Annotated in this window: 26 protein-coding genes; 7 read left to right on the top strand and 19 right to left on the bottom strand. The window is 59.4% G+C overall.

What is annotated here, in order from left to right; all coding sequences use genetic code 11:
- Positions 1-74 precede the first annotated feature (74 nt).
- The 7 genes from AC2FF8_RS16530 to AC2FF8_RS16560 form a co-directional block, all read right to left on the bottom strand.
- A complete protein-coding gene (locus AC2FF8_RS16530; protein WP_496880236.1) occupies positions 75-869 on the bottom strand; it encodes a CE1 family esterase in 795 nt (264 codons plus the stop codon).
- Between the two features lie 306 nt (positions 870-1,175).
- The gene (locus AC2FF8_RS16535; RefSeq protein ID WP_496880237.1) at positions 1,176-1,577 is read right to left on the bottom strand and encodes a hypothetical protein; all 402 of its coding nucleotides are present in this window, start codon (positions 1,575-1,577) and stop codon (positions 1,176-1,178) included.
- Positions 1,574-2,647, bottom strand: a complete 1,074-nt coding sequence (pheS, locus tag AC2FF8_RS16540) for a phenylalanine--tRNA ligase subunit alpha (protein WP_496880238.1) — start codon at positions 2,645-2,647, stop codon at positions 1,574-1,576. Before pheS ends, AC2FF8_RS16535 begins: the two co-directional genes overlap by 4 nt.
- A gap of 70 nt (positions 2,648-2,717) precedes the next feature.
- A complete protein-coding gene (locus tag AC2FF8_RS16545; protein ID WP_170346276.1) occupies positions 2,718-4,088 on the bottom strand; it encodes a glutamate--cysteine ligase in 1,371 nt (456 codons plus the stop codon).
- A gap of 64 nt (positions 4,089-4,152) precedes the next feature.
- On the bottom strand, positions 4,153-4,680 hold the full coding sequence (locus tag AC2FF8_RS16550; protein ID WP_496880239.1) for a hypothetical protein: 528 nt from the start codon (positions 4,678-4,680) through the stop codon (positions 4,153-4,155).
- Positions 4,677-5,450, bottom strand: a complete 774-nt coding sequence (locus AC2FF8_RS16555; protein ID WP_496880240.1) for a GNAT family N-acetyltransferase — start codon at positions 5,448-5,450, stop codon at positions 4,677-4,679. The genes AC2FF8_RS16550 and AC2FF8_RS16555 overlap by 4 nt, the downstream gene beginning before the upstream one ends.
- Before the next feature lie 68 nt (positions 5,451-5,518).
- Positions 5,519-6,244 carry a 16S rRNA (uracil(1498)-N(3))-methyltransferase gene (locus AC2FF8_RS16560; protein ID WP_496880241.1) on the bottom strand — a complete coding sequence of 242 codons (726 nt, stop codon included), beginning with the start codon at positions 6,242-6,244 and terminating at the stop codon, positions 5,519-5,521.
- Between the two features lie 12 nt (positions 6,245-6,256).
- Between AC2FF8_RS16560 and ubiA the strand changes: the two genes are divergently transcribed.
- The 3 genes from ubiA to AC2FF8_RS16575 all read left to right on the top strand — a co-directional run bounded on the left by ubiA (position 6,257) and on the right by AC2FF8_RS16575 (position 9,531).
- Positions 6,257-7,219 (top strand): 4-hydroxybenzoate octaprenyltransferase, encoded by a 963-nt coding sequence (ubiA, locus tag AC2FF8_RS16565; protein WP_480683531.1) that lies wholly within the window; start codon positions 6,257-6,259, stop codon positions 7,217-7,219.
- A 64-nt stretch (positions 7,220-7,283) separates the two neighbouring features.
- The gene (locus AC2FF8_RS16570) at positions 7,284-9,209 is read left to right on the top strand and encodes an OmpA family protein (RefSeq protein ID WP_496880242.1); all 1,926 of its coding nucleotides are present in this window, start codon (positions 7,284-7,286) and stop codon (positions 9,207-9,209) included.
- Position 9,210: 1 nt separating this feature from the next.
- A complete protein-coding gene (locus AC2FF8_RS16575) occupies positions 9,211-9,531 on the top strand; it encodes a hypothetical protein (RefSeq protein ID WP_117870533.1) in 321 nt (106 codons plus the stop codon).
- On the opposite strand, the gene AC2FF8_RS16580 is transcribed toward AC2FF8_RS16575, so the two are convergent.
- Complete coding sequence (locus AC2FF8_RS16580; protein ID WP_496880273.1) at positions 9,426-9,740, bottom strand: hypothetical protein; 315 nt, start codon at positions 9,738-9,740, stop codon at positions 9,426-9,428. The genes AC2FF8_RS16575 and AC2FF8_RS16580 overlap by 106 nt on opposite strands.
- On the opposite strand from AC2FF8_RS16580, the gene AC2FF8_RS16585 reads away from it, so the two are divergent.
- Complete coding sequence (locus AC2FF8_RS16585) at positions 9,681-9,821, top strand: hypothetical protein (protein ID WP_496880274.1); 141 nt, start codon at positions 9,681-9,683, stop codon at positions 9,819-9,821. The two genes, AC2FF8_RS16580 and AC2FF8_RS16585, sit on opposite strands and share 60 nt — an antisense overlap.
- Positions 9,822-9,977: 156 nt before the next feature.
- Here AC2FF8_RS16585 and AC2FF8_RS16590 read toward each other — a convergent pair whose 3' ends face one another.
- Genes AC2FF8_RS16590 through pgsA form a run of 3 tightly spaced genes read right to left on the bottom strand, consistent with a single transcriptional unit; the run spans position 9,978 to position 11,342 of the window.
- On the bottom strand, positions 9,978-10,421 hold the full coding sequence (locus AC2FF8_RS16590) for a molybdenum cofactor biosynthesis protein MoaE (protein ID WP_170346270.1): 444 nt from the start codon (positions 10,419-10,421) through the stop codon (positions 9,978-9,980).
- 3 nt (positions 10,422-10,424) lie between these two features.
- Complete coding sequence (gene moaD, locus AC2FF8_RS16595; RefSeq protein WP_010443581.1) at positions 10,425-10,670, bottom strand: molybdopterin converting factor subunit 1; 246 nt, start codon at positions 10,668-10,670, stop codon at positions 10,425-10,427.
- 3 nt (positions 10,671-10,673) lie between these two features.
- On the bottom strand, positions 10,674-11,342 hold the full coding sequence (pgsA, locus tag AC2FF8_RS16600; protein ID WP_170346269.1) for a CDP-diacylglycerol--glycerol-3-phosphate 3-phosphatidyltransferase: 669 nt from the start codon (positions 11,340-11,342) through the stop codon (positions 10,674-10,676).
- 173 nt (positions 11,343-11,515) lie between these two features.
- Between pgsA and AC2FF8_RS16605 the strand changes: the two genes are divergently transcribed.
- The gene (locus AC2FF8_RS16605; RefSeq protein ID WP_496880243.1) at positions 11,516-12,400 is read left to right on the top strand and encodes a DMT family transporter; all 885 of its coding nucleotides are present in this window, start codon (positions 11,516-11,518) and stop codon (positions 12,398-12,400) included.
- On the opposite strand, the gene uvrC is transcribed toward AC2FF8_RS16605, so the two are convergent.
- The 6 genes from uvrC to AC2FF8_RS16635 form a co-directional block, all read right to left on the bottom strand.
- A complete protein-coding gene (uvrC, locus tag AC2FF8_RS16610; RefSeq protein WP_480683527.1) occupies positions 12,397-14,259 on the bottom strand; it encodes an excinuclease ABC subunit UvrC in 1,863 nt (620 codons plus the stop codon). The two genes, AC2FF8_RS16605 and uvrC, sit on opposite strands and share 4 nt — an antisense overlap.
- A 290-nt stretch (positions 14,260-14,549) precedes the next feature.
- On the bottom strand, positions 14,550-15,329 hold the full coding sequence (locus AC2FF8_RS16615) for an SDR family oxidoreductase (RefSeq protein WP_496880244.1): 780 nt from the start codon (positions 15,327-15,329) through the stop codon (positions 14,550-14,552).
- Positions 15,330-15,350: 21 nt separating this feature from the next.
- A complete protein-coding gene (locus tag AC2FF8_RS16620) occupies positions 15,351-16,313 on the bottom strand; it encodes a calcium/sodium antiporter (protein ID WP_170346465.1) in 963 nt (320 codons plus the stop codon).
- 171 nt (positions 16,314-16,484) lie between these two features.
- Positions 16,485-17,282 (bottom strand): S49 family peptidase, encoded by a 798-nt coding sequence (locus AC2FF8_RS16625; protein ID WP_170346265.1) that lies wholly within the window; start codon positions 17,280-17,282, stop codon positions 16,485-16,487.
- Between the two features lie 114 nt (positions 17,283-17,396).
- Positions 17,397-18,158, bottom strand: a complete 762-nt coding sequence (locus tag AC2FF8_RS16630) for an ABC transporter permease (RefSeq protein ID WP_170346264.1) — start codon at positions 18,156-18,158, stop codon at positions 17,397-17,399.
- Positions 18,155-19,084, bottom strand: a complete 930-nt coding sequence (locus tag AC2FF8_RS16635; RefSeq protein WP_496880245.1) for an ABC transporter ATP-binding protein — start codon at positions 19,082-19,084, stop codon at positions 18,155-18,157. The genes AC2FF8_RS16630 and AC2FF8_RS16635 overlap by 4 nt, the downstream gene beginning before the upstream one ends.
- Positions 19,085-19,249: 165 nt before the next feature.
- Between AC2FF8_RS16635 and AC2FF8_RS16640 the strand changes: the two genes are divergently transcribed.
- Positions 19,250-20,344, top strand: coding sequence for a CaiB/BaiF CoA transferase family protein (locus AC2FF8_RS16640; protein WP_496880246.1), 1,095 nt, complete (start codon positions 19,250-19,252; stop codon positions 20,342-20,344).
- Positions 20,345-20,424: 80 nt separating this feature from the next.
- On the opposite strand, the gene hemE is transcribed toward AC2FF8_RS16640, so the two are convergent.
- The gene (gene hemE, locus AC2FF8_RS16645; protein WP_496880247.1) at positions 20,425-21,459 is read right to left on the bottom strand and encodes a uroporphyrinogen decarboxylase; all 1,035 of its coding nucleotides are present in this window, start codon (positions 21,457-21,459) and stop codon (positions 20,425-20,427) included.
- A 106-nt stretch (positions 21,460-21,565) separates the two neighbouring features.
- On the opposite strand from hemE, the gene hemC reads away from it, so the two are divergent.
- Positions 21,566-22,531, top strand: a complete 966-nt coding sequence (gene hemC, locus AC2FF8_RS16650) for a hydroxymethylbilane synthase (protein WP_496880248.1) — start codon at positions 21,566-21,568, stop codon at positions 22,529-22,531.
- 238 nt (positions 22,532-22,769) lie between these two features.
- On the opposite strand, the gene AC2FF8_RS16655 is transcribed toward hemC, so the two are convergent.
- Complete coding sequence (locus tag AC2FF8_RS16655) at positions 22,770-24,041, bottom strand: aspartate aminotransferase family protein (protein ID WP_496880249.1); 1,272 nt, start codon at positions 24,039-24,041, stop codon at positions 22,770-22,772.
- Between the last annotated feature and the right edge of the window lies 1 nt (position 24,042).

Genomic DNA, 24,042 nt, shown 5'->3' on the forward strand with positions numbered 1-24,042 from the left:
CGGGGCCTTTTTTGGCAAACATCCAGTCGGCACAGGCAATGACAAAGAATGCGCCAAGGTGCAAGCGCTGCGGGTCACGGATAGGTGGGGGTGCGGCCCAAAAGCTCGTCCAGTTGCCGCCCGATCCAGCCATGGGGGATGAAATGCCCACCCGGATGGGTGTCCAGCACCACCTGCCCCTGCACACAATCGGTCCATTCCACACGGCTGAGCGTCAGAAAGGGCTTCACGCTCCAATCCCCTCGCGGGGTTGCACCGTTGCAGTTGTATTTCTCGCGCCACAGCGCCACCGGATAGGTCTTGTCGCCGCCCGGCCCAAAGGGGAAATCCATCACCGTGTCGTCCAGCCCGTGCACATGGCGCACCTCGCGCGGGGCTTCGGGGCAATCTTCGGTCTGGCGGATGCTGCCCGCAACGGCCAGCAAGGCGGAGATGTCATTGCCCGACTGGCAGACATAGCGCCACGCCATCGCACCGCCATAGGAATAGCCCGAAACATAGATGCGTTCGGGGTCAATCGGATAGCGCTTGGCGACTTCCTCCAGCACCGCGTCGGCAAAGGGCACATCCCGCGTATCCGCAGACCAAAAATCCCAGCTTTTGCCCAGCCCGTTCGGGGCCACCAACAACACGCCGCGCAGTTTCGTGGCCCCGGCTATGCGTTCATGGTTCACCACCACGGTCCCCTGCCGCGCCCAGCCGTGGAAATGCAGCAATACCGGCAGAGGGCTTTGCCCGTCCCAGCCCTCGGGTTCCCGCACATGATAGGAACGGTCACCAATCTTACACGCAATATCGCCATGGCAGGTATCCACGGCGGCAGCTTGGGTGGCGATCAGCAGAAACAGGCAGAGCAGTCGATATGTCATTCGGCTGACCCTACCCAGCCTGAGGCCCATGTCACGTCACAACCCCGTGGGAACATGTAACAAGCCGCGCTGTCGCCCGTCTGTCAGGCTAGATCACAAGCCGCGCCATTGCCAGACCGCGGGATGGCGATCTTCGGGGAGTGGTGGGCAATTTATGCTAGCCAAATCCGTGTGCCGTTCAAACGGAGGGCTAACGGAGACAAATCGCCAGCCCGTGCGGGCGGTGTCGTCCATTGGGCTCGAACCAATGGCACCTCAATAAACGACCGATGGCGCCGAGACCTATCGGCCTTTGCGACGCGCATACTAGTTCTCAGAATCAAACCGAAGAAAATTTGGCTCGACTTCGTGCCGCTCCAATCCCAATTCACTTCGCAAGTCTCGCCGAAGGATCATTAGAAGCGGCAACATGCTACCGGTGCCCAGCGCGATTTCTTTGGTGAGGCGCTTAGCTTCTTCAGCGGCGTCTTTCGAGCCAAACAAGAAAATGGCACCTAGTGAAGACTCCACTCGCCGTTTCTTTTCCTCCGGCAAAGGGTTTCTACCAGCCGCATCCTCAAGATTGCGATAGGCTTCAATCAGATGAGTAACAATGCGTTCACGCCTGCGTTCTTCTTTGTCACGTCTAAGAGCAAAGAAGTACGCACCCCAAGCGCCAACCAGTCCGGCAACTACCCCGGTTGCGAACGGGATCGCCCATTCACTCACCGACTCAAACCACCATGCAGGTTCGGCATATCCAACGCCGCAAACCCATAGTGACGCAGCCAGCGCAGATCAGAATCAAAGAACGCCCGCAAATCCGGAATGCCATATTTCAGCATCGCCAGACGGTCGATCCCAATCCCGAACGCAAAGCCCTGATAGACATCCGGATCAATCCCTCCGGCGGCGATCACCTTGGGGTGGACCATGCCCGAGCCCAAAATCTCCATCCAGTCGTCGCCCTCGCCGATCTTCAGCTGACCGTTATCCCACGAACAGCGGATATCGACCTCGGCCGACGGCTCGGTGAACGGGAAGTGCGAGGCGCGGAAGCGCAGCTCGACATCGTCGACCTCAAAGAACGCCTTCACGAATTCTTCCAGAACCCATTTCAGGTTCGCCATCGAGATGTCCTTGTCGATGGCCAGCCCTTCGACCTGATGGAACATCGGCGTGTGCGTCTGGTCATAGTCGGCGCGATACACACCGCCCGGACAGATGACGCGGATCGGCGCGCCCTGTTTCTCCATCGAGCGGATCTGGACCGGAGACGTATGGGTGCGCAGAACATGCGGCGGGCGATTGTCGCCCTCGGCGCGGTGCATGTAGAACGTGTCCATCTCGGCCCGCGCGGGGTGGTGTCCGGGGATGTTCAGCGCGTCAAAATTGTACCAATCGTCTTCGATCCGCGGCCCTTCGGCCACCGAGAATCCCAGTTCGGCAAAGATCGCGGTCAGTTCCTCGGTCGCCTGGCTGACCGGGTGGATCGAGCCCTGACGGCGCGGGCGTGTCGGCAGGGTGACATCCAGCCATTCGGTGCGCAGACGCTCATCCAGCGCGGCATCGGCCAAAGCGGCCTTTTTGGCGGACAGGGCCGAGTTGATCTCATCCTTCAGGGCATTCAGCGCGGGGCCTGCCACCTGGCGTTCCTCGGGCGTCATTTTACCCAACTCGCGCATCTTCAGCGCGACTTCGCCTTTTTTGCCCACGGCGGCGACGCGGATCGCCTCAAGCGCGTTCTCGTCGCCTGCCTCGGCGATTTGGCCCAGATATTTTGCCTTAAGATCGTCCATGACGCCCTCTGAATTTGGTCGCCAACCTGCTATCGGGCCAGCCCCGCGAATGCAAGCGGGACCGGGCGGATCAATAGCTGTATTCGGGGAAAATCCGGGTCAGATCACCGTTCCAGTCGCCGTTGTAGTGTTCCAGCAACTCATCCGCAGGCACTTTCCCGCTTTGGATGCTGTCCTTGAGCGCGTTGAGGAAATGGGTCTCGTCCGGCACCAGTCCACCGGCCCCGGGATAGGCGCGGGCTTTCAGGCCTGACTCGGAGATCGCAACAACCTCACGCGCCAGATCGTGCATGTTGATGTTGCCGACCTGTGCCTGAAGCCCGTCCTTGGCCGCCGCGACACGCAGCGCCTCGCGGGTCTCGGTGTCCCAGCCTTTGACCAGATCCCAGGCCGCGTCCAGGGCCGTCTGATCGTAAGTCAGGCCAACCCAGAAGGCGGGCAAGGCACACAGGCGCCGCCATGGTCCACCATCGGCCCCGCGCATTTCCATGAATTTCTTGATCCGTGCTTCGGGAAAGGCGGTGGTCAGGTGATCGGCCCAATCGCTGAGCGTGGGTGTTTCCCCCGGCAGCGCGGGCAGTTCGCCTTTCAGGAAGTCGCGGAAAGACATGCCCAGCGCATTGATGTACTGGCCGTCGCGATAGACGAAATACATCGGAACATCGAGCGCGTATTGCACGTAACGTTCGAACCCAAATCCGTCTTCGAACACGAAAGGCAGCATGCCCGTACGCGCATCGTCCAGATGCCGCCAGATGTAACTGCGCCAGCTTTTCTGGCCATTTACCTTGCCTTCGAAAAAGGGCGAGTTCGCAAACAACGCCGTTGCCACCGGCTGCAAGGCCAGCGCCACGCGCAGTTTCTGCACCATGTCGGCCTCGGACCCGAAATCAATGTTGACCTGAACCGTGCAGGTCCGCCGCATCATGGCGCGGCCCATGGTGCCGACCTTTTCCATATAGTCGTTCATCAGCCGGTAACGCCCCTTGGGCATCAACGGCATTTCCTCGTGTGTCCAGGTCGGTGCCGCGCCCAGACCGATGAAACCCACGCCGATCTCATCTGCGATGTCTTTCACCTCACGCAGGTGGGTGTTCACCTCATCGCAGGTTTCGTGGATGGTCTCGAGCGGAGCACCCGACAGCTCCAGCGCGCCGCCCGGCTCCAGGCTGACATTGGCGCCGTCCTTTTCCAGACCAATCAGATGACCCGCTTCGCGGACTTCGGCCCAACCGTGCCGATCCCGCAAACCTTCCAGCACGGCCACAATCGAACGGGTGCCCTCGAAGGGCAACGGTTTCAGCGTGTCCTTGCAGTAGCCGAATTTCTCATGCTCGGTGCCGATGCGCCAGTCTGCCTTGGGCTTGCAGCCCGACTCCAGATATTCGGCCAATTGCTCGTGGCGTTCGATCGGACCGCCGCCGGACTGAGGGATGGACATGAACCGTGCTCCGATCCTGATGTGTCTTTCTTTTGGCCAGTCGTGGGGGCAAACCGCGCCGGTGTCAATGCAGCCGAAGGTGTGCAGGGCGCGAGGGCGTACGCTCCCAAATTACTACCGGATGGGCCGATCCACTGTTCAGTTCGGCCAGCATATGCTCGGTTTTCAGGCCCGGAAGCGCCGAGAAGACATCGAACAGCGCCTCGGCCCCTTCCGCATTCACAGGAATGTGAAGCACGGCCTGACCCGGTTGTTCCAACACCCAATGCGCCGGCGTCGAGGTCGGATCGAGCGCCAGCCGCTCGATCTCGCGCGTGGCGATGACACCGCCATCCAGTGGGCCGAAATAGGTGATCTGACCTTCATCGACGGTCACGACACCCTGTCCGCCGGAGCCGGTCCTGAACCGCGCGCGCTGCACCCCGATCACCGCCAGGGCGATTGCGACAGCGACAAGCAGCCAACCGATCCACCCCAGCAGACCACCGGGCCCGTTGATCCAGCTGAGACCGAGGATCAGGACAAACCCGGCAACCAACACTTCGCGCCAGCGCCACAGGGCCAGTTTGGCCTCGGGTCGGATGAAACTCATGACAGCACCTTTTGTGGTGTTTGCAACAGGGCGATCCGATACCAGCCGATCTGCTGAAACCCCATCGCCTCATAGGCTCGCGCGGCAGGTGGATTGTTGGCGAACAGGATGGCCGTGTTCGCGCCCTCGGTCCTCGCCTTTTGCAGCACAGCTGTTGTGACCTTGCGCCCGAGCCCACGGTTTCTGTTCTCGCGCGGCACAAATACACCGCCGACCTGAACCTGATCCCGGACTGATGCATTGATGGCGGCCATGGCTACGGGGGCGTCGTCTTCCAGCATGACAATCGCCCTGCCTGATTGAATATCGGTGGTGATCCGTTCGGAGGCCATATCATGCGCCTCTTGCCCTTTGGCCTGGTCGGTATCCTCGAAGTAATCCGCAAACCAACGCGTCAGTAACGGGCGGTCTGCCTCGGACAGGGCACGAAATGGAATCGGTGCCTCTGGGATTTTGCCCAGATCCAGGCGGTACAGGGGTTCATCATGATGCAGGCGGTAACAGGCCTGTCCAAGCCCTAGCGCGTCCAATATCATCTCAACCTGTTGTGCAGCCCCTGTCATGCCCAGTACGGTCTGACCTGCGATCCGGCCCGCAAAGGCCTGAGCGGCCTCTGGCGAGCAATCGGGCAGTTGCGCCATCAGGTAACCCTTTTTGGTCAGGCCGAATACGCCTTGGATGCGATCCTTCCCCCAAATGAAGAACCGGGTGGAGTGGTCATCGTCTCCAAATCCAATCCCGTGCGCCAACAGGTTGCTGCGCAGAAACATGGAAGTATCGGGATGTTTGGCCAAAAACGCCTCAATGGCCGGGGCATCAGACGGCGAGGCCTCTCGGATCACGCCCAATCCCCCAGCGCCTGCTGCCACATGGTCAGCGCAGCGACTGCCGCCGTGTCGGCCCGCAGGATACGCGGGCCAAGGCTGACAACATGCGCATAGGGCAACCCCGTCAGACGCGCGCGTTCCTTGTCGGAAAACCCTCCTTCGGGACCGATGAGAATCGCCCAGGGCCGTCCTTTTTCATTGGCGGCCAGTCGCAGGGCCGATCCAACCTCGGCTTCGTTGCAGAACATCAGTTGTCGATCTTCGGGCCATGCATCCAGCAGCCGATCCAACCGCTGCAAATCGGCAACCTCGGGCACGAAGGTTCCGCCGCACTGTTCGGCCGCCTCGACGGCATGGGCCTGCAACCGATCTTGTCGGATGCGTTCGGAATTGGTGAACTCGGTCTGCACCGGCATGATACGCGCCGCGCCCATTTCGGCGGCTTTTTCCACGATGAAATCGGTGCGGGCCTTTTTGATCGGTGCAAACAGGAACCACAGATCGGGCGGCAACTGCAACGGTTTCGTCTGCTTAAGGCAGGTCAGCGTCCCGCCGCGTTTTCCCGCCTCCGAGACTTCGGCCAACCACTCTCCGTCCTGTCCGTTGAACAGGGCGACCTGCCCTTTGACCGCAAGGCGCATGACACCAAACAGATAGTGCGCCTGGTCGCGCGTCAAAGGAACCGATTGCCCCTGACCCAAGGGCTGCTCTACATACAGTCTGATCTTCGCACTCATGAGACCCTACATATGCAAGGCAATGCCCCAACACCAGATGGTCAAGTCGCTGATGCCGTCAGTGGCAACTGGGTCGACACCCGTGCCCCGGCCTTTGCCCGCCCCTATCTGCGCCTCAGCCGCGCGGACCGGCCCATCGGGACATGGCTGCTGCTGATTCCCTGTTGGTGGGGGCTGGCGCTGGCGATCCTGAACGACGGTCAGCCACGTTGGGAAGATCTTTGGATCGCCATGGGATGCGCATTCGGGGCCTTTCTGATGCGGGGCGCCGGTTGCACCTGGAATGACATCACGGACCGGGAATTCGACGGGCAAGTCGAACGCACTCGCTCGCGCCCGATTCCTTCGGGTCAGGTCAGTGTCCGGCAGGCCGCGGCGTGGATGGTCCTGCAATGCATTCTGGCGCTTGGCATCCTTCTCAGCTTCAATCAGGCGGCAATCGCCATGGGCGTACTGTCCCTGCTGCCCGTGACAATCTATCCGTTTGCCAAACGGTTTACGTGGTGGCCTCAGGTGTTCCTGGGGCTGGCTTTCAACTGGGGCGCCCTTCTGGCCTGGGCGGCGCATAGCGGTTCCGTGGGATGGCCAGCGGTGACGCTGTACCTGTCTGGAATCGCGTGGACCCTGTTCTACGATACCATCTATGCGCATCAGGATGCCGAGGATGACGAACTGATCGGCATCAAATCAACCGCTCGTCTGTTCGGAGCCGATACAGCGCGGTGGCTGAAGTATTTTTTGGTGGCGACCGTGTCGCTGATGGGGCTGGCCATCGTCGATGCAGGGGTGCCGGATGCCTCGATGCTGGCATTGGGTGTTGCGCTCTGTGGACCTTGGGCAATGGGCTGGCACATGATGTGGCAACTCCGCGCGCTGGACATCGAAGACAATGCCAGGCTGTTGCAATTGTTCAGGGTCAACCGCGACACTGGCTTGATTCCGCTGATCTTCCTCTGCGTCGCCCTGTTGCTCTGATTGCACCTGCTGAACGGGGCCTGTAAAGATCGGCCCAACCGCCTGAGGAGTGTCAAACCCAAATATGCGTCTGCCGTATTTTATCGTTGTTTCCCTGATCTTTCTTGTGTCAGCCGGGCTGTCGCTTTTGGCAGCCAGCTATGCCGTCACAAAGATCGAAGAGACATCGGAATTCGCCGTGCGCCGGGCGCTTGACCTCAAAGGGCACGACTGGGCCGAGGTCGAGTCAGACGGCTTGCGCGTGGTCCTGACCGGGATTGCACCGGATGAGGCGACACGGTTCAACGCGCTGACCGCAGCCGGGACCGAGGTCGATGCGTCCCGCGTAATCGACGAAATGGAGGTCGAAGCGACCTCTGCCCTGGCGTCACCACGCTTTTCGGCAGAAATTCTGCGCAATGATCACGGTATCTCGATCATCGGTCTGATCCCCGCCAGTGAAGACAGGGACGACCTGATCAGACGGCTGAGCAATCTCGACCGCAACATCGCGGTCTCGGACCTGATGGAAACGGCGGATTACCCCAAGCCCGACGGTTGGGATGCAGCGATATCCTATGCCATCGAGGCTTTGGCCAGCCTGCCGCGTGCCAAAATTTCCGCAAACGCCGATTTGGTCAAAATCACCGCCATTGCGGACAGCCAACAGGAAAAACAACGTCTCGAACAAGATCTGACCCGCGCCGCACCGCCCAGCCTGCGGATCGGGCTGGCGATTTCGGCCCCCCGGCCCGTCATTACGCCCTTTACGCTGCGTTTTCTGATCAACGAAGACGGTGGGCAATTTGACGCCTGTTCGGCACAGGATGCAAAAGCGCGCGACCGGATCGTGACCGCTGCGCGCGATGCCGGCTTGTCGGGGCCATATTCCTGCACCATCGGTCTGGGCGAGCCCTCGCCACGCTGGCCCGAAGCCGCCGAGAAGAGCATTCGGGCACTGGCCAGAATCGGCAAAGGCTCGGTCACGATGTCGGATGCGGACATCACCCTGGTCGCGTCACAAGGCACCGATCCAGCCTTGTTTGACCGGGTTGTAGGTGAACTTGAAACAGCGTTGCCTCAGGTCTTTGCCCTGCATGCCGTGCTGCCGGAACCTGAAACCAGCGAACAGACCGGGCCCATCGAGTTCTCGGCGACCCGCAGCCCCGAAGGGCTTGTGCAACTGCGAGGGCGTCTGGGGGATGAAACGTTGCGGGACATGGTCGACAGCTATGCCCGCGCGGCCTTCGGCTCGAATCAGGTCTATACCGCGACCCGCATCGCGCCGAGGCTTCCGGCAGATTGGCCGGTGCGTGTTCTGGCCGGCCTGGAGGCGTTGGCCCAGCTTCACAACGGAGCCCTGACCGTAACACCAGGCTCGGTCGAACTGACTGGCCTCAGCCATGAAGAAGATGCCAAGGCCCGGATCGCAGGTCAGTTGTCGGACAAGCTGGGCGAAGGGCAGGAATTCACCCTGACGATCACTTATCAGCCGCCGCCAGAGCCCGAAGACGCGCTGCCCGATCCTGAAGTCTGCGAAGCGCAGATCGCCGAAATCCAGACCGTCAGCAAAATTGCGTTCGAACCCGGATCGGCAACGATCGCATCCGACTCGCGCGATACGGTGAACCAGATCGCCGACATCCTGCGCGACTGCGGGCCGATCCGGCTGGAGATCCAGGGCCATACGGACAGCCAGGGCCGCGAAGAGATGAACCAGCAGCTCAGCCAGGCACGGGCGCAATCGATTCTGAACGAGCTGCGCGGGCGGCGCATTCCCACCAGCAGCTATACTGCCGTCGGGTACGGTGAAACACAGCCCATCGCGGACAACGACACCGAAGAAGGCCGCGAGGAAAACCGGCGGATCGAGTTCCGGCTGATCCGCCCCGAGCCTGTCGAGGCCTCGGAAACAGGTCTCGAAGCGCTTGAGGCTGAGGCCGAGGCTGACGCGCCTGAAACGGATCAGACCGAAACGACCGCACCTGATGCGGATGCAGAGGACCAGTAAGTTGAACAGAACCGAATTCATCATCGCCACTGCCGTCATTCTGTTTGCGGCCTTCTGCATGGGTTGGTTTGCCAACTGGCTGGCACACCGCCTGTCCCGCGTCCGCCAAAGCGACGTCGCTGATCTGGATCGCATGAGCCAGGAACTGCACGAAGCGGAAGAAACCCGCGATCAGGCCATAACCTACCTTCAGCAGCGCGAAGCCGAGCTGACCAATCAGCTGACCCAGACAGAGGCAGAACTGGCCGCAGCCATGGACGGTCTGCGCGCCGCGCGGCAAGAGGCCGAGGAAATGCGCGGTCGGATCAACAACGCCGACTGAGCGACCGCTGTCCCGGACGGCTCAAGGACCTGCGCCAAATCCGCAATCAGGTCTTCGGGGTCTTCCAGACCAACCGACAGCCTAAACACATCATCCACTGCGCAATTCCCATAACGTGCCAATTGCGCCCCTTCCAATCGGAAGGACGATTGCATCAAAGCTTCGGTTCCCATCCAGAATATCAAGCTGCGATGGTGGCCAAGCGACACGGCATGGTGAACGATCCGGAGTTTATCGATCATCTGCCGGGCAAACGCACCGCTGGTCGGGGCCAGGCTTTTTCCGAATGAATTGTCTGTGTCGCAAGGCCTTGGTAATTCAATCCGTGGTGCTTGCCGCCATCCTATCGATCCATTTTCATGGATTTGGTGCAGGTTCGCGAACCACTGTCAGGATGAGAATTGAACTCGCTCGGGTCCCAGAACCACCGCGATGGCCGCGCGACGCTACCAACGGGTCAGAGCGTCTTCGTCCTGATCTTTGGCCGCAACCCATTCGGCGCCGGAACGGGTAATTTCCTTTTTCCAGAACGGCGCGCGGGATTTCAGGTAGTCCATCAGATATTCGGCCGCCTCGAACGCGTCCTTGCGATGGGGCGCCGCCGTGGCCACCATCATGATCTTGTCGCCCGGTGCCAGACGTCCAAAACGGTGAATGACCAGCACATCGCCCAATGCCCAACGCGCCTGCGCCTCTTGGGCGATCTTGGTCAGGGCACGTTCGGTCATACCGGGATAGTGCTCGATCTCCATCACATCCAGATCACCGCTTGCAAGGTCACGCACAACGCCGGTGAAAGTAACGATGGCACCGTTGGCATCATCCCCGGCGGCAAAGGCATTGGCCTCGGCCCCCAGATCAAATGCCTCTTCCTGAACCGCGATCCGCATCGGTCAACCGCCCGTCATAGGTGGGAAAAACGCAACTTCCCGAACACCTGCCAGCGAAGCATCGAAATCTGACAGTTCCTGATCCAACGCGACGCGAAGGGCGGACAAATCGGCAAACGCCGCGGCATAGCGATCTTCCCGAGCGCTCAGTTCAGCCACCAGGTCGCTGACCGTGGCCGCTTGCGTTTCGACCTTTTCTTTTGGCAAGCCGATGCGTTCGCGCACCCAGGCGAAATACAGAACATCCATCGGTTAGCTCTCCTTCAGATGAGGCATGGCTTTACGTAGATAATCATAGCCAGTGATCAATGTAAGCGTTGCTGCGATCCACAACAGCCACAGCCCGACCTGACCGGCCCAGTACATACCATCGACATTCAGGCGCAGGTGGTTCACGTCTTCGACCTGCCCCGCAATGATCTGCTCGACCAGCTCGGCATCCATGCCAAAACTCGCCATCACGGCATAGTGTTCAAAGATGCCCTGCGAAAACAGAACCGCGATGGCGACCATCTGGGCCGTGGTCTTCCATTTCGCCAGTTTGGTGACTTTGAGCGTGCCGGCCACATCGCCCAGGTATTCCCGCAGGCCCGAGACAAAAACTTCGCGAAACAGGATCACGGTTGCAGGAAGGACAAGCCACGGTGTCCAGTGCTCGGTCGAATAGCCCACAAGGATCATAAGCGCGATCACTACCATGGCTTTGTCGGCGATCGGATCCAGCATCGCTCCGATTTTGGTCTCCTGCTTCCATGCGCGGGCCAGATACCCATCAAACCAATCGGTAATCGCCGCTGTCAGGAACAGGATCAGTGCAAACCAGTCCGCATAGGGACGGGTGAAATACAGAAACATTACAGCCAGTCCGGGCGCGGCCAGCAGGCGCAGCACAGTCAGGAGATTGGGTAAATTCCACTTCATGGCTTGGACCCTATATTGCTGGTCCGGAACAGAAAAGCCAATCAGGCAAAAAACTTCATCACTCACAATCGCTTGGTCAAAGCGCCGCAGGCCTGACGTCTCAGAACAGTACCTCTTGGCCTTTCCCGGCTTTAAGGTCAGATTGCCGCGCAAGCCCAGCCGGAAAGTACCAGATGACAGCGCATATTCAAACCGACACACGGTCAAACATGATCGGCAGCCTCTGGATGGTCGCCGCGATGGCCGGTTTTGCGCTGGAGGATGCGTTGCTGAAAGCCGCCTCAGCCGCGCTGCCGATCTGGCAGGTTCTGGTTCTTTTCGGCGCGGGCGGGTCCGTGGTATTTGCCGCGGTGGCCATGGCGCGCGGGCAGCGGCTGCTGCACCCTGACGTTCTGTCCCGCCCGATGAAAATTCGGGTGCTGTTCGAGGTCTTTGGTCGGTTGTTCTATGTTCTGGCCATCGCACTGACTCCGTTGTCTTCGGCCACTGTGATTCTGCAAGCCACGCCTCTGGTCGTTGTTGCAGGCGCGGCGCTGTTCTTCGGCGAGACAGTGGGTTGGCGGCGCTGGAGCGCCATCTTTGTCGGCATGATCGGCGTCGTCGTCATCCTGCAACCCACCGGAGACAGTTTTTCGCTGTTGTCGATATTGGCGGTGCTGGGAATGCTGGGGTTTGCCGGGCGTGATCTGGCCAGCCGTGCAGCCCCTGCCACGCTTGGAACCGAAGTCCTGGGGTTTTACGGCTTCCTCAGCATCATCGTGGCCGGCGTGGCCTATCGGTTTTGGGAAGGCGCGCCGATGGTCTCACTCAGCGTGCACACAAGCCTGCACCTGACCGGGGCGGTGCTGATGGGGGTAATGGCTTATGCGTCGCTGATGAAGGCCATGCGCACGGGTGAAGTGTCTGCCGTGACCCCGTTCAGATACACCCGGCTGTTGTTCGGCATCGGGTTGGGGGTGGCCATGTTCGGTGAAAGCCTGGACCCTACCATGTGGATCGGCAGCGCGCTGATCGTCGCGTCGGGCCTCTATATCCTGTCGCGGGGTCGGCGCGCCTAGCCCTTGTCGTGGAAGAAGTCGTAAACCTTCTGCGCCAACCCGGCCGAGATCCCTTCGACCGCTTTCAGATCGGCCAGATTGGCCCGGCTGACGGCTTTGGCGCTGCCGAAATGGGCCAACAGAGCACGCTTGCGCGCAGCCCCTACCCCTGGGATTTCATCCAAAGGCGTAGCACCCACGGCCTTGGCGCGTTTCGCACGATGGGTGCCGATGGCGAACCGGTGCGCCTCATCCCTCAAGCGTTGAATGAAATACAAAACAGGGTCGTTGCGTTTCAGCGCAAAGGGGCGCTGGCCGATCCGGTGGAACTCTTCCTTGCCGTGATCGCGGTCGACCCCTTTGGCGACGCCGACCATGGGAATGTCTTCGACCCCATGTTCGACCATGATCTGATGCACCGCGCTTACCTGCCCGGCACCGCCATCGATCAGCAGAAGGTCGGGCCACAGCCCTTTGTCGCGGTCCGGGTCTTCCTTTTGCAATCTGGTGAAGCGGCGGTTCAGCACCTCTTTCATCATGCCGAAGTCGTCACCCGGTGTCAGGTCATCACCGCGAATGTTGAACTTGCGGTAAGCGTTCTTCATGAATCCCTCGGGGCCCGCAACGATCATACCGCCGACAGCATTGGTGCCTTGGATATGAGAGTTGTCGTAGACCTCGATCCGTCCCGGCGGACCGTCCAGTTCGAACGCCTCGGCCAGCCCGCGCAGCAGCTTGGCCTGCGTGGCACTTTCCGACATGCGGCGGGCCAGAGCCTCGCGTGCGTTGCGCAAGGCACCGGCAACCAGTTCCTGTTTTTCGCCACGCTGCGGCACAAGGATTTCGACCTTGCGCCCGGCTTTTTCGGCCAGCGCCTGCTGCATCAGATCCACGTTTTCGATTCCGTCCGACAGGATCAGCTGCCGCGGCGGTTCCTTGTTGTCGTAGAACTGGCCCAGAAAGGCCTCCATCACCTCGGCAGGTGAAACATCCGGCCCGACGCGCGGATAGAAATCCTTGTTGCCCCAGTTCTGGTTCGCACGGATGAAAAACACCTGCACACAGGCCTGACCGCTGTCCATATACAGGCCGATCACGTCCGCCTCGGCCACACCGCGCGGGTTGATGCCCTGAGAGGTCTGCACCTGCGTCAGCGCCCGGATGCGGTCACGCAGACCGGCGGCGCGCTCGAACTCCATCGCCTCGGACGCGGCCATCATCTGCTCGGCCAGTTCCTCCTGTACCTTGGTCGAGCGACCCGACAGAAAGCGTTCAGCGTCCTTAACGCTTTCACGGTAATCCTGTTCCGAGATCAGGCCGACACAGGGCCCGGAACACCGTTTGATCTGATACAGCAGGCATGGCCGCGTTCGGCTGTCGAACATCGAATCCGAGCAGTTGCGCAGCAGGAACGCTTTTTGCAACTGGTTCAGCGTCCGGTTCACCGCACCGGCACTGGCGAAGGGGCCGAAATAGGCACCTTTTTCCTTCTTCGCCCCTCGGTGTTTCTTGATCTGCGGAAAGTCATGATCCTTGGCGACCAGTATGTTCGGAAAGCTTTTGTCATCCCGCAACAATACATTGTATTTCGGCTTGAGCTGCTTGATCAGGTTCTGCTCCAGCAGCAGGGCCTCGGTCTCGGTTCGCGTGGTCAAAAACATCATCGAGGCCGTCGCGGCGATCATCTTTTCGATCCGCCCCGAATGACCCGGCCGTGTGTAATTCGACACCCGTGCCCTGAGATTTCGGGCTTTGCCGACATACAGAACCCGGCTGTCTGCATCGAGCATGCGGTAGACACCCGGAGAACTGTCCAGCGTTTTCACATAGCGCTGAATGCAGGCATAGCCGGTAGGGGATGATTCGCTGTCGCTGGTCATGATCCTGAGATATGATTCTCTGGCAATGGCTGCAATCTCATGCCTTTCAGATCAAGAGAAAACAAATCCACGGTTTCTGTGGATAAGTGTGAAGATAAAATTCCGGAAAATCGGAAATCCCCTTGTTTCCTTGCCCTTTCCTTTACTTGCACAAAAAATAGGCAACTTATCAAGGACTTGTTTTTAAAGGATATTTTTTTGCATACTTAGCAAGTGTATGAAAAAAAAGACATTTTTGTAACGCACATGTAACAGAATTGAGAGCGGTGCAAAACTTGCAGCAAAATTACTTATTCTACACCCAGAACATCCGGAGTTTTCCAACCCAGATGCTGACCGCCGTCCACACATAAAAGCTGTCCGGTGACCGCGTGTGCATCCAGAAAATACCCAAGCGCTGCGGTTATGTCAGACGGGTTGGATCCCCGTTCCAGAACGGTATTTGAACGCTGTGCCTGGAAATGCTCTTCGCTTTGTCGGTGGCCCTGCATCGTGGGGCCCGGCCCGATCGCATTGACGCGGATCGTCGGAGACAATGCCTGCGCCGCCGTTCGGGTCAGTGCCCACAAACCCATTTTTGCGATGGTGTATGACATGAACTCGGGTGTCAGTTTGCGCACACGCATGTCCACCATGTTGACGATGAGGCCGGTTGCAAGCGGTTCGCCATTCTCATCTGCGCCAGCGCTCAGCCCCTGATCTGCCATGGCCTGCGTCAGCACAAAGGGCGCGCGCAGGTTGCTGTCGAGATGTCGATCCCAGCTTTGCCGGGTTGCCGTGCGGATGTTGTCGTATTCGAAGATCGATGCGTTGTTCACCAGACAGGTGATCGGCCCGCCCAGCGCCTCGGCCGCTTTGGGCAGCAGCGCCTGAACCTGAGCTTCATCCAGCAGATCGGCCTTCAGGGTCACGGATTTTCGGCCCAGGGCCCGTACCTCGGACGCTGTCTTCTGCGCCGGGCCTTCGGATGAGGCGTAATGCACGGCCACATCGAAACCACGATCCGCCAGATACAGTGCCATGGCCCGGCCCAGACGAATACCGGCGCCGGTGACTAAAGCTCGGGTCATGCTTCACCTCGTTTGGTCAGATCACACCAGCAATACGATGACATAAAGCACATAAAGGAAAGTCAACACCAACCCCCAGACGCGCGAGATGTCGCGTTTGAGGAATACAAACGGAACCAGCAGCAGTGACGAGCCCAGCATGACCCACAGGTCGAACCGAAGGAATTCCGGATCGACCGGAATGCGTCCGAACCAGGTTGCGATCCCGATGATGGCCAGAAGGTTGAACATGTTCGAACCGATCACGTTGCCCAACGCGACATCGGCCTGTCTGCGCAATGCCGCCATAAGCGTCGTCGCCAGTTCGGGCAAAGAGGTTCCAACCGCGATCAGGGTCAGGCCGATGACCGTTTCGCTGACCCCATAGGTTCTTGCAATGACGGTCGCATTGTCCACCAGCAAATGAGCACCCATCGGAAGCCCCACCAACCCCAGGATCAGGTAAATCGACACCTTCCAGTAGGGCATGTCAGGGTCAGCTTCTTCCAAGCCTTCAAGCTCGTCGTCATCGGCGCAAGCCTCACCACAGGCCTTGCGATGTGCTTTCGCCTCACGAAAGGCAGTCATCAGGACAAGACTCAACGCCGCCAGCAGGATCAGACCGCTGAAGAAGGTGAATGTGCCGCAAAAAGCCAGCCCGATGAACAGAACCGTCGCCAGCAGCATGAAGACGTAATTCCTGCGGCTGTTGCATTCACTGGTGTGAATCGTCGCCAGCAATGCGGGCAGGCCAAGAACCAACAGGATGTTGGCCGTGTTCGATCCTACAACGTTGCCCAGCGCAATACCGGGCGCGTTCTCTTTCACTGCGCTGATGGCGATCAGCAACTCGGGTGCCGACGTGCCGAAGGCCACAATCGTCAGACTGACGATCAACGCCGGAACACCCAGACGCAGGCTCAGGTTCACTGCGCCGCGCACAAGCGCATCGCCTGCAAGCAGCAGGATCAACAGCCCAAGACCTGACAGCAGCCAAGTGGTGATCAAGTCCGACCTCCTTTTTCGCAGGCACAGGGGCCTTTGCCTATGCGAAACCGTCCGCAGCGCGGACACTTGGCCGAACTCAGTTTCTTCTGCCCCGGAAAGCGCAGTTTTCCGAACATCGCCAGGACGCCCATGCCGATCAGAAAAAGTGTGACAGCCTTGATGATCACGTCACAAACCGAAACGCGCGTAGGCCGCACGCTCCTCTAATCCGGCAATGGCATCCTGTGCCAGGCTGGCCCCGAACCGCGACCAGATCGGTTTTCGCACGCCATAACGGCGGAACTTGACCTTGTCGCCAAAGCGCTCCTGCATCTTGGGTTTCAGATGGGCGATACCGTCGATCAAACCCAGTTCGTGCGCACGACGCGCCAGCCAGATTTCACCCGTGAACAGATCGGCCGTTTGATCCAGCTTGTCACCCCGGCGGGCTTTGACATGCGCGATGAAGTTTTCATGGATATCGCTCAGCAGCCCTTGCAGGCGCGCTACATCCTCTTTCTTTTCCGGCGAGAAGGGATCCAGCATCGATTTCGATTTGCCCGCCGTATGGATCCGCCGCTCGAACCCCTGCCGCGCCAGAAAGACATGCGCGCCAAAACCTGCCGAAATGACTCCGATCGAGCCAAGAACCGAACTGTCATCGGCCCAGATCTCATCCGCAGCGGCAGCCAGCCAATACCCTCCGGATGCCGCAACATCTTCGACAAACCCGATCACGGGCACGTCCAGCTCTTGCGACAAACGCCGAATTCGGGCGCCAATCAGAGAACTTTGTACGGGCGACCCGCCCGGAGAGTTGATCTCGAGCGCGACAGCCACAGGTTTTCCCTTTCGAAACGCCTTGTCGAGAACCGGGGCCAGGGTGGTATCGTTCAAGGATCCGGGACCGGCCATTCCAATGGAACCGGACAAACGGACAACGGCCACGCAAGGGTGCTTTTTTACAAACGGCAGGCTGAGCTTCATGGGTGCCGATGTAGAGTGCCCCCAACCCGTAAACAAGGGACTCTGCCGGCGTTAAACGCGACGTGAACCAAATTCCCACACCCGGCGGGCAAAAATGCAACGCCTTGGCGAGGGTCAGCTGCGAATGCGCCAGCCGGTTTTGAATATCCAGCCGATGACCGCCAGGCACAGCCCTGTAAAAGCGACGATTGCAACAAGGCTGAAAACGATCGGCACATCTGCCAGCCCGTAAAAGGACCAGCGGAAACCCGAAATCAGATAGACCACGGGATTGAACAGCGTGATGGTCTGCCACAACGGGGGCAGCATAGAAATCGAATAAAACGTACCCCCCAGAAAGATCAGTGGCGTTACCACCAACTGCGGCACCAGCGACATCTGTTCGAAGTTGCTGGCCCAGATACCGATGATGAATCCCAGCAACGAAAAGCTGAGACAGGACAGGATCAGAAACGCCGCCATGGCGAATGGATGCTCGATCCGAATATCGACAAAAAACGTCGCTGTGACCAATATCACCAACCCAACAAACAACGCCTTCGTTGCGGCGGCACCGACATATCCGATCACGATCTCGATGAAATTGACCGGAGCGGACAGCAGTTCGTAGATGGTGCCCAGAAACTTGGGAAAATAAATCCCGAACGACGCGTTCGAAATCGACAATGTCACCACCGACAACATGATCAGCCCCGGCACGATGAACGCACCGTATGAAACGCCCTCGACCTCTTGGATACGGCTGCCTATGGCAGTGCCAAACACCACGAAATAAAGCGAAGTTGACAGAACCGGCGACAGAAAACTCTGTGCCAGAGTGCGAAAGAAACGGGCCATTTCGAACCGGTAGATGGCAGCGATCGCGGTCCAGTTCATGCGGCCTCTCCGGATACCAGATTGACGAAAATCTCTTCCAGGCTTGATTGTCTGGTCTGCACGTCGCGCAACACCAACCCGGCCTCGGACACGTCATTCAGCAAGGTCGTTATGCCGGTACGATCCGCATGGGTGTCGTAGGTATAGATCAGGCAATCCCCCGCGCCATTGAGGGCAAGATTGTGGCTGGCCAGACTGTCGGGGATCCGATCGATGGGTTCGGTCAGCATGACTTCGATCTGCTTTTTACCCATCTGCGACATGAGTGTGGCCTTGTCCTGCACCAGCAAAAGCTCTCCCTTGTCGATGACGCCAATGCGATCCGCAATTGCTTCTGCTTCTTCAATATAATGTGTGGTCAGAATGATGGTGACACCGTCCCGTTTCAGTTCCGCCACAAGCTCCCACATGTCCTTGCGCAACTCGACATCCACTCCGGCAGTTGGCTCGTCCAGAAAAAGCACCCGGGGTTCATGGGCCAGGGCCTTGGCGATCAGCACCCTCCGCTTCATGCCCCCGGACAATTCCTTGATCGCGTTGTTGCGCTTGTCCCATAGGGACAGCTTGCGCAGAATCTCTTCGATCCGCGCGTTGTCCTTGCCAAGGCCGAACAGCCCGCGCGACAACCGAACCGTGTTCCAGACCTTTTCAAAGGGTTCCAACGCGATCTCTTGCGGTACAAGCCCGATCATCCTGCGCGCTGCGCGATAGTCGGACTGGATGTCATGTCCACCAACCGTGACCACCCCCGAGGTCGGGTTTGTTATCCCGCAAATCGTCGAAATCAGGGTTGTCTTCCCGGCGCCATTTGGTCCCAGAAGCGCAAGTATCTCACCCTCTTCAATATCCAGAGACACACCCTTCAGCGCCTCGAACCCATCGGCGTAAGATTTGCGAAGATCTTTGATGGACAAAATGGTCGTCATATCCGTTCCCCGTTCCGACCGAAACCCTATCGCGCGGAACCAGCCTGTAACAGGGCAATTCCGCACAACGTGCTGCGCATTTTCTAGTGGTTGTCAGGACCATGCTCAATTCCAACTTGCAATCCGTCAACCCACCCGCAAACTCTGCCACAACGGAGGGCGCTGATGCTGAATGGAATACGTATTGTCGAAATCGAAGGGCTGGGCCCCGGCCCTTTTGCCGCCATGCAGCTTGCTGATCTGGGCGCCGACGTCATCACGATCCATCGCAAAGGCCAGGCAGTAACACCGGGCATGCCGGACCGCTCGCTTCTGGACCGCGGCAAACGATCGATCGCGCTTGATCTGAAGGATACCGAAGATCTGGCGACCGCCCGCCGCCTGATTGACACGGCGGATGCACTGATCGAAGGCTTTCGCCCCGGCGTGATGGAGAAGCTGGGTCTTGGCCCGGATCTTTGCCTGACCCGCAACCCAAAACTGATATACGGCCGCATGACAGGCTGGGGGCAGGATGGTCCGCTGGCCGACACGGCAGGACATGACCTGAATTACATCGCCTTGTCCGGTGCGCTCTGGTACGCCTCTCTCCCGGATCAGCCGCCTCAAACCCCGGCAACCCTGGTCGGCGATATCGGCGGAGGCGCCATGTACCTTCTTGCGGGCATCCTGGCAGGTTTGATCAACGCGCAAAGAACCGGAAAAGGCACCGTGGTTGACGCCGCCATCTACGACGGCTCGGCCCATATGATGAACCTGCTGATGACGATGCGCCAAACCGGCAACCTGTCCGAGACCCGCGGCCAAAGCCTGCTGGACGGCCCGCATTGGAGCCGAACCTACGCCTGCGCGGATGGTGGATTTGTTTCGGTCCAATGCCTCGAACCAAAATTCTACGCCCGATTTCTGGAAATCCTGGGCCTGTCCCATGACCCGGCGTTCCAACAACAATACACCCGCAAGTTCTGGCCCGACCTGACCCGGCGCCTGGCCGAGATCTTCTCATCCAGACCGCGCGACCATTGGGCCAAATTGTTCGACGGGTCAGATGCCTGCGTCGCCCCGGTTCTCAGCCCCGACGAGGCCGCAGCCCATCCGATGAATGCGGCCCGTCAATCCTGGCGCAAGACAGACGGCACCCTACAGGCCGCCGCCGCCCCACGCTTCTCCACACACCAATGGCATCCGAAACCCAGCCCGGGCCGTGGCCAGCACACAACCGAGATCCTGAGCGACCTCCAAGCCCCCGAAAGCACCTGACGCACGCTTCATCTGGCCGGAAATATCCCGGGGGTGAATTGGCCAGCGGCCAAGAGGGGGCTGGCCCCCTCCCACGCGCCCTACCCGCCGCGCACCGTGTCGATCATCAGCTGAACATTCTCAGGATCTGCATCCGGTGTGATCCCATGGCCGAGGTTGAAAATATGCGGCCCCTTGGAGAATGCGTGCACGATGCGCCGGGTCTCATCCACCAGCGCCTGCCCGCCCGTAACCATGTGCGACGATGCCAGATTGCCTTGCACACAGCCATCAATCTGCACCTTCTCAGCTGCCCATTCGGGCGACACGGAATTGTCCAGCGCCACGCAATCCACGCCGGTCGACCTTGCAAACCCTATGTACCCGTCGCCTGCTTCCCGCGGAAATCCAATCACGGGGATGCCGGGATGGCGTTCCTTGATGGCGTGCGTGATCACCCGGCACGGCTCGACCGCGTATTTGCGGAAAGCTTCGCCCTTCAAAGACCCCGCCCAACTGTCAAATATCTTGACCACCTCGGCCCCGGCGTCGATCTGAGCGGACAGATATTCAATCGTTGCCGCGGTGATGCGATCCAACAGCGCCTCGAACAAAGCAGTATTACCTTCGCGCAGCGCATGGGCGGGACCCTGATCCGGCGTGCCGCGCCCTGCGATCATGTATGTGGCAACTGTCCACGGCGCGCCTGCGAATCCGATCAAGGTGGTCTCGGACGGCAATTCCCGCGACAGAATGCGCACCGTTTCGTAAACCGGTGACAATGTCTCGTGAATCGCGTCAACCGGTTTCAACGCATCAAACTCGGCCTGCTGCGTGATGGTGGACAAACGCGGGCCTTCGCCGGTCACGAACCAAAGGTCAGCCCCCAGCGCCTGTGGAACCAGCAGGATGTCGGCAAACAGGATCGCCGCATCGAACCCATATCGCCGAATTGGCTGCAAGGTAACTTCTGCTGCCAGTTCAGGATTGTAACACAGTGACAGGAAATCCCCGGCCTGAGAACGTGTGGCCCGGTATTCCGGCAAATACCGACCCGCCTGACGCATCATCCAGATCGGCGGCACATCCTGTACTTCGCCCGCCAGCGCCCGCAGCAGTTTCTTTGTCTCGGCCATGTTCGCCCCCAGCATTCAGGTTTTGGCAACGGGTCGTCCTTCGGCGGCAATTTGTCAAGCTCAGCCCCCATTGTCAGGGCAATGTGACGCGACTAAAGCTGTGCACATGACTTTGACCCTGCCCACCCCCGCATCGCCCCTCAGAATCGGCACCCGTGGTTCGCCACTGGCTCTGGCTCAGGCCTATGAAACGCGCCAGCGCCTGAGCGATGCGTTCGATCTGCCACAGGATGCGTTCGAAATCGTGGTGATCAAGACGACCGGTGACAATCGCGCCATGATCGACGCGGATCGCCCGCTGAAGGAAATCGGCAACAAGGGCCTGTTCACCAAGGAAATCGAAGAGGCGATGCTGCGCGCCGAGATCGACATCGCCGTGCATTCAACAAAGGACATGCCCGTTGAACAACCCGAAGGGCTGGTCCTGGACACGTTCCTGCCGCGCGAGGATGTGCGCGACGCCTTCATCTCTCCGCGATTGGGCTCGATCCACGATCTGCCCGAAGGCGCCGTGGTGGGCACCTCGTCTTTGCGACGCCGTGCACAGCTGCTGAACCGGAGGCCGGATCTGAAAGTGGTCGAGTTTCGCGGAAATGTGCAGACACGGCTGAAAAAGCTTGAAGACGGGGTTGCCGATTGCACGTTTCTGGCAATGGCAGGCATTCGCCGTTTGGGAATGGATGAGGTTCCGGCCAGCGCCATCTCTCCTGACGACATGCTGCCGGCAATCGCGCAGGGTACCATCGGCATCGAACGGCGCAGCAACGACATGCGCGCAGCCGAAATGCTTGAAGCGATTCATCATACCGAAACGGGATACCGCCTGGCGGCCGAACGCACATTGCTGGCTGCGCTGGACGGGTCCTGCGAAACCCCGATCGCCGGCCTTGCCGAACTGGACGGCGACACCCTAAGGTTGCGGGGCGAAGTGCTGCGCCCGGACGGAACGGAAACCGCCAGCAGAGATATGACCGGCCCCGTCAAGGATGGGCCTGAGATGGCCCGCGAAATGGCGGCGGAACTGCTTGAACAGGCGGGACCTGATCTATTCGATTGGAAAAATTCAAAATAAATTTGCTTAGTGTGAACTTGATCACTGTAGCAGGCGGAACAATCAGGCATTACTGTGACATACCGAAGAGGAAGTCGGGCCAGTCTCGAAAGTATCGAAAAGTTTTCAGATTGCCGGTGTTTTAATCAGTATTCGAGGGGGCGAGACTGACCCCCGGCTTCCAAAGGTAGAGGGTCGCTGTTGGGTTCAACAGCGACCCGTTTACGTTGTGGCAGATTACGTTGTACCCGACCCGCGTTCAGGAAATCGCGTCAACGGCGTAACGAACGGCCTCTCTGGTCTGATCCAGATCCGCTTCGGTAACCGCCAGCGACGGGTACAGTTTGCCCGGAGCCTTGAAGACCCCATGCGCCCGCAACGTTGCATTGTAAGTGGCGTTGCGCTGCGGGTCATCATGGTTTGCGCTGCGATAATCCCGACATTCGGCCTTGGTGAAATAAATGTCGAACAAGGTCTCGTCACCGCAGATGCGATGGGCAATGCCTGCTTCGTTCAAAGCGTCCGTTTGCATCTGTTGCAACTGCTTCCCAATCGAGCGCAGGTGTTCATAGGTGCCTTCGCGCCGCAAAACCTCCATCGTCTTCAGCCCCGCCGCTGAGGCAACGGGGTTGCCGGACAAAGTGCCCAACTGCATCAGCCAGCCCTGTTCTCCGACTTTCGATTTGTCGAAGTGCTTCATGATCTCGGCACTGGCGCCCAGTGCGGCCAGAGGAAAGCCACCACCGGTGATCTTGCCAAGCGTGCAGATATCCGGGGTCACGCCATATCGCTCTTGTGCGCCGCCGTAAGCCAGACGGAACCCGGTGACGATCTCATCAAAAATCAGCAGCACACCTAATTTGTCGCACAAGGTCCGCAAGCCCTGCAAAAACCCCGGTTCGGGCGGGATGATCCGCTGCAAGGGTTCGACCATGATGGCTGCGACATCGTCATGCTCATCCAGCAACGCTGCCACCGCCTCAAGATCATTGAAAGGCGCGATCAGCATCTGCTCGGCCACGCTTTGGGGGATACCGGCACTGTCGGGAACGGCCTGAGGGAAATTGACCCGACGGCTGGGGGCCAGGCTCATCTGCGCCTCGGCGCTCATACCATGATACCCCCCTTCGAACTTGAGGATCTTGTCGCGCCCGGTATAGGCGCGCGCCAGCCGCATGGCGTACATGTCCGCCTCGCCCCCAGAGGCAACAAAACGCACCTGCTCGCAACAGGGAACGGCTTCGATGATGGCCTCGGCCAGTTCGATGCCCTTGCTGTTGTTGGCGAAGAAGGTCATGCCTTTGGGCAGTTGTTCCAGCACCGCTTCCATCACCTCGGGGTGGCCATGGCCCAGCAACATCGGACCGGACCCGATCAGATAGTCGATATATTCGTTCCCGTCCTCGTCCCAGACATGGCTGCCCTCGCCACGGGCGATGATGATACCCGGATCGAAGTTGCCGAAACCGCCGGCAGGCAAAACTTCGTTTGCACGCGCTATCCACTCGGACTGTGTCTGGATCTTCAGCATC

The organism is Ruegeria sp. YTSA144, from assembly GCF_059610125.1.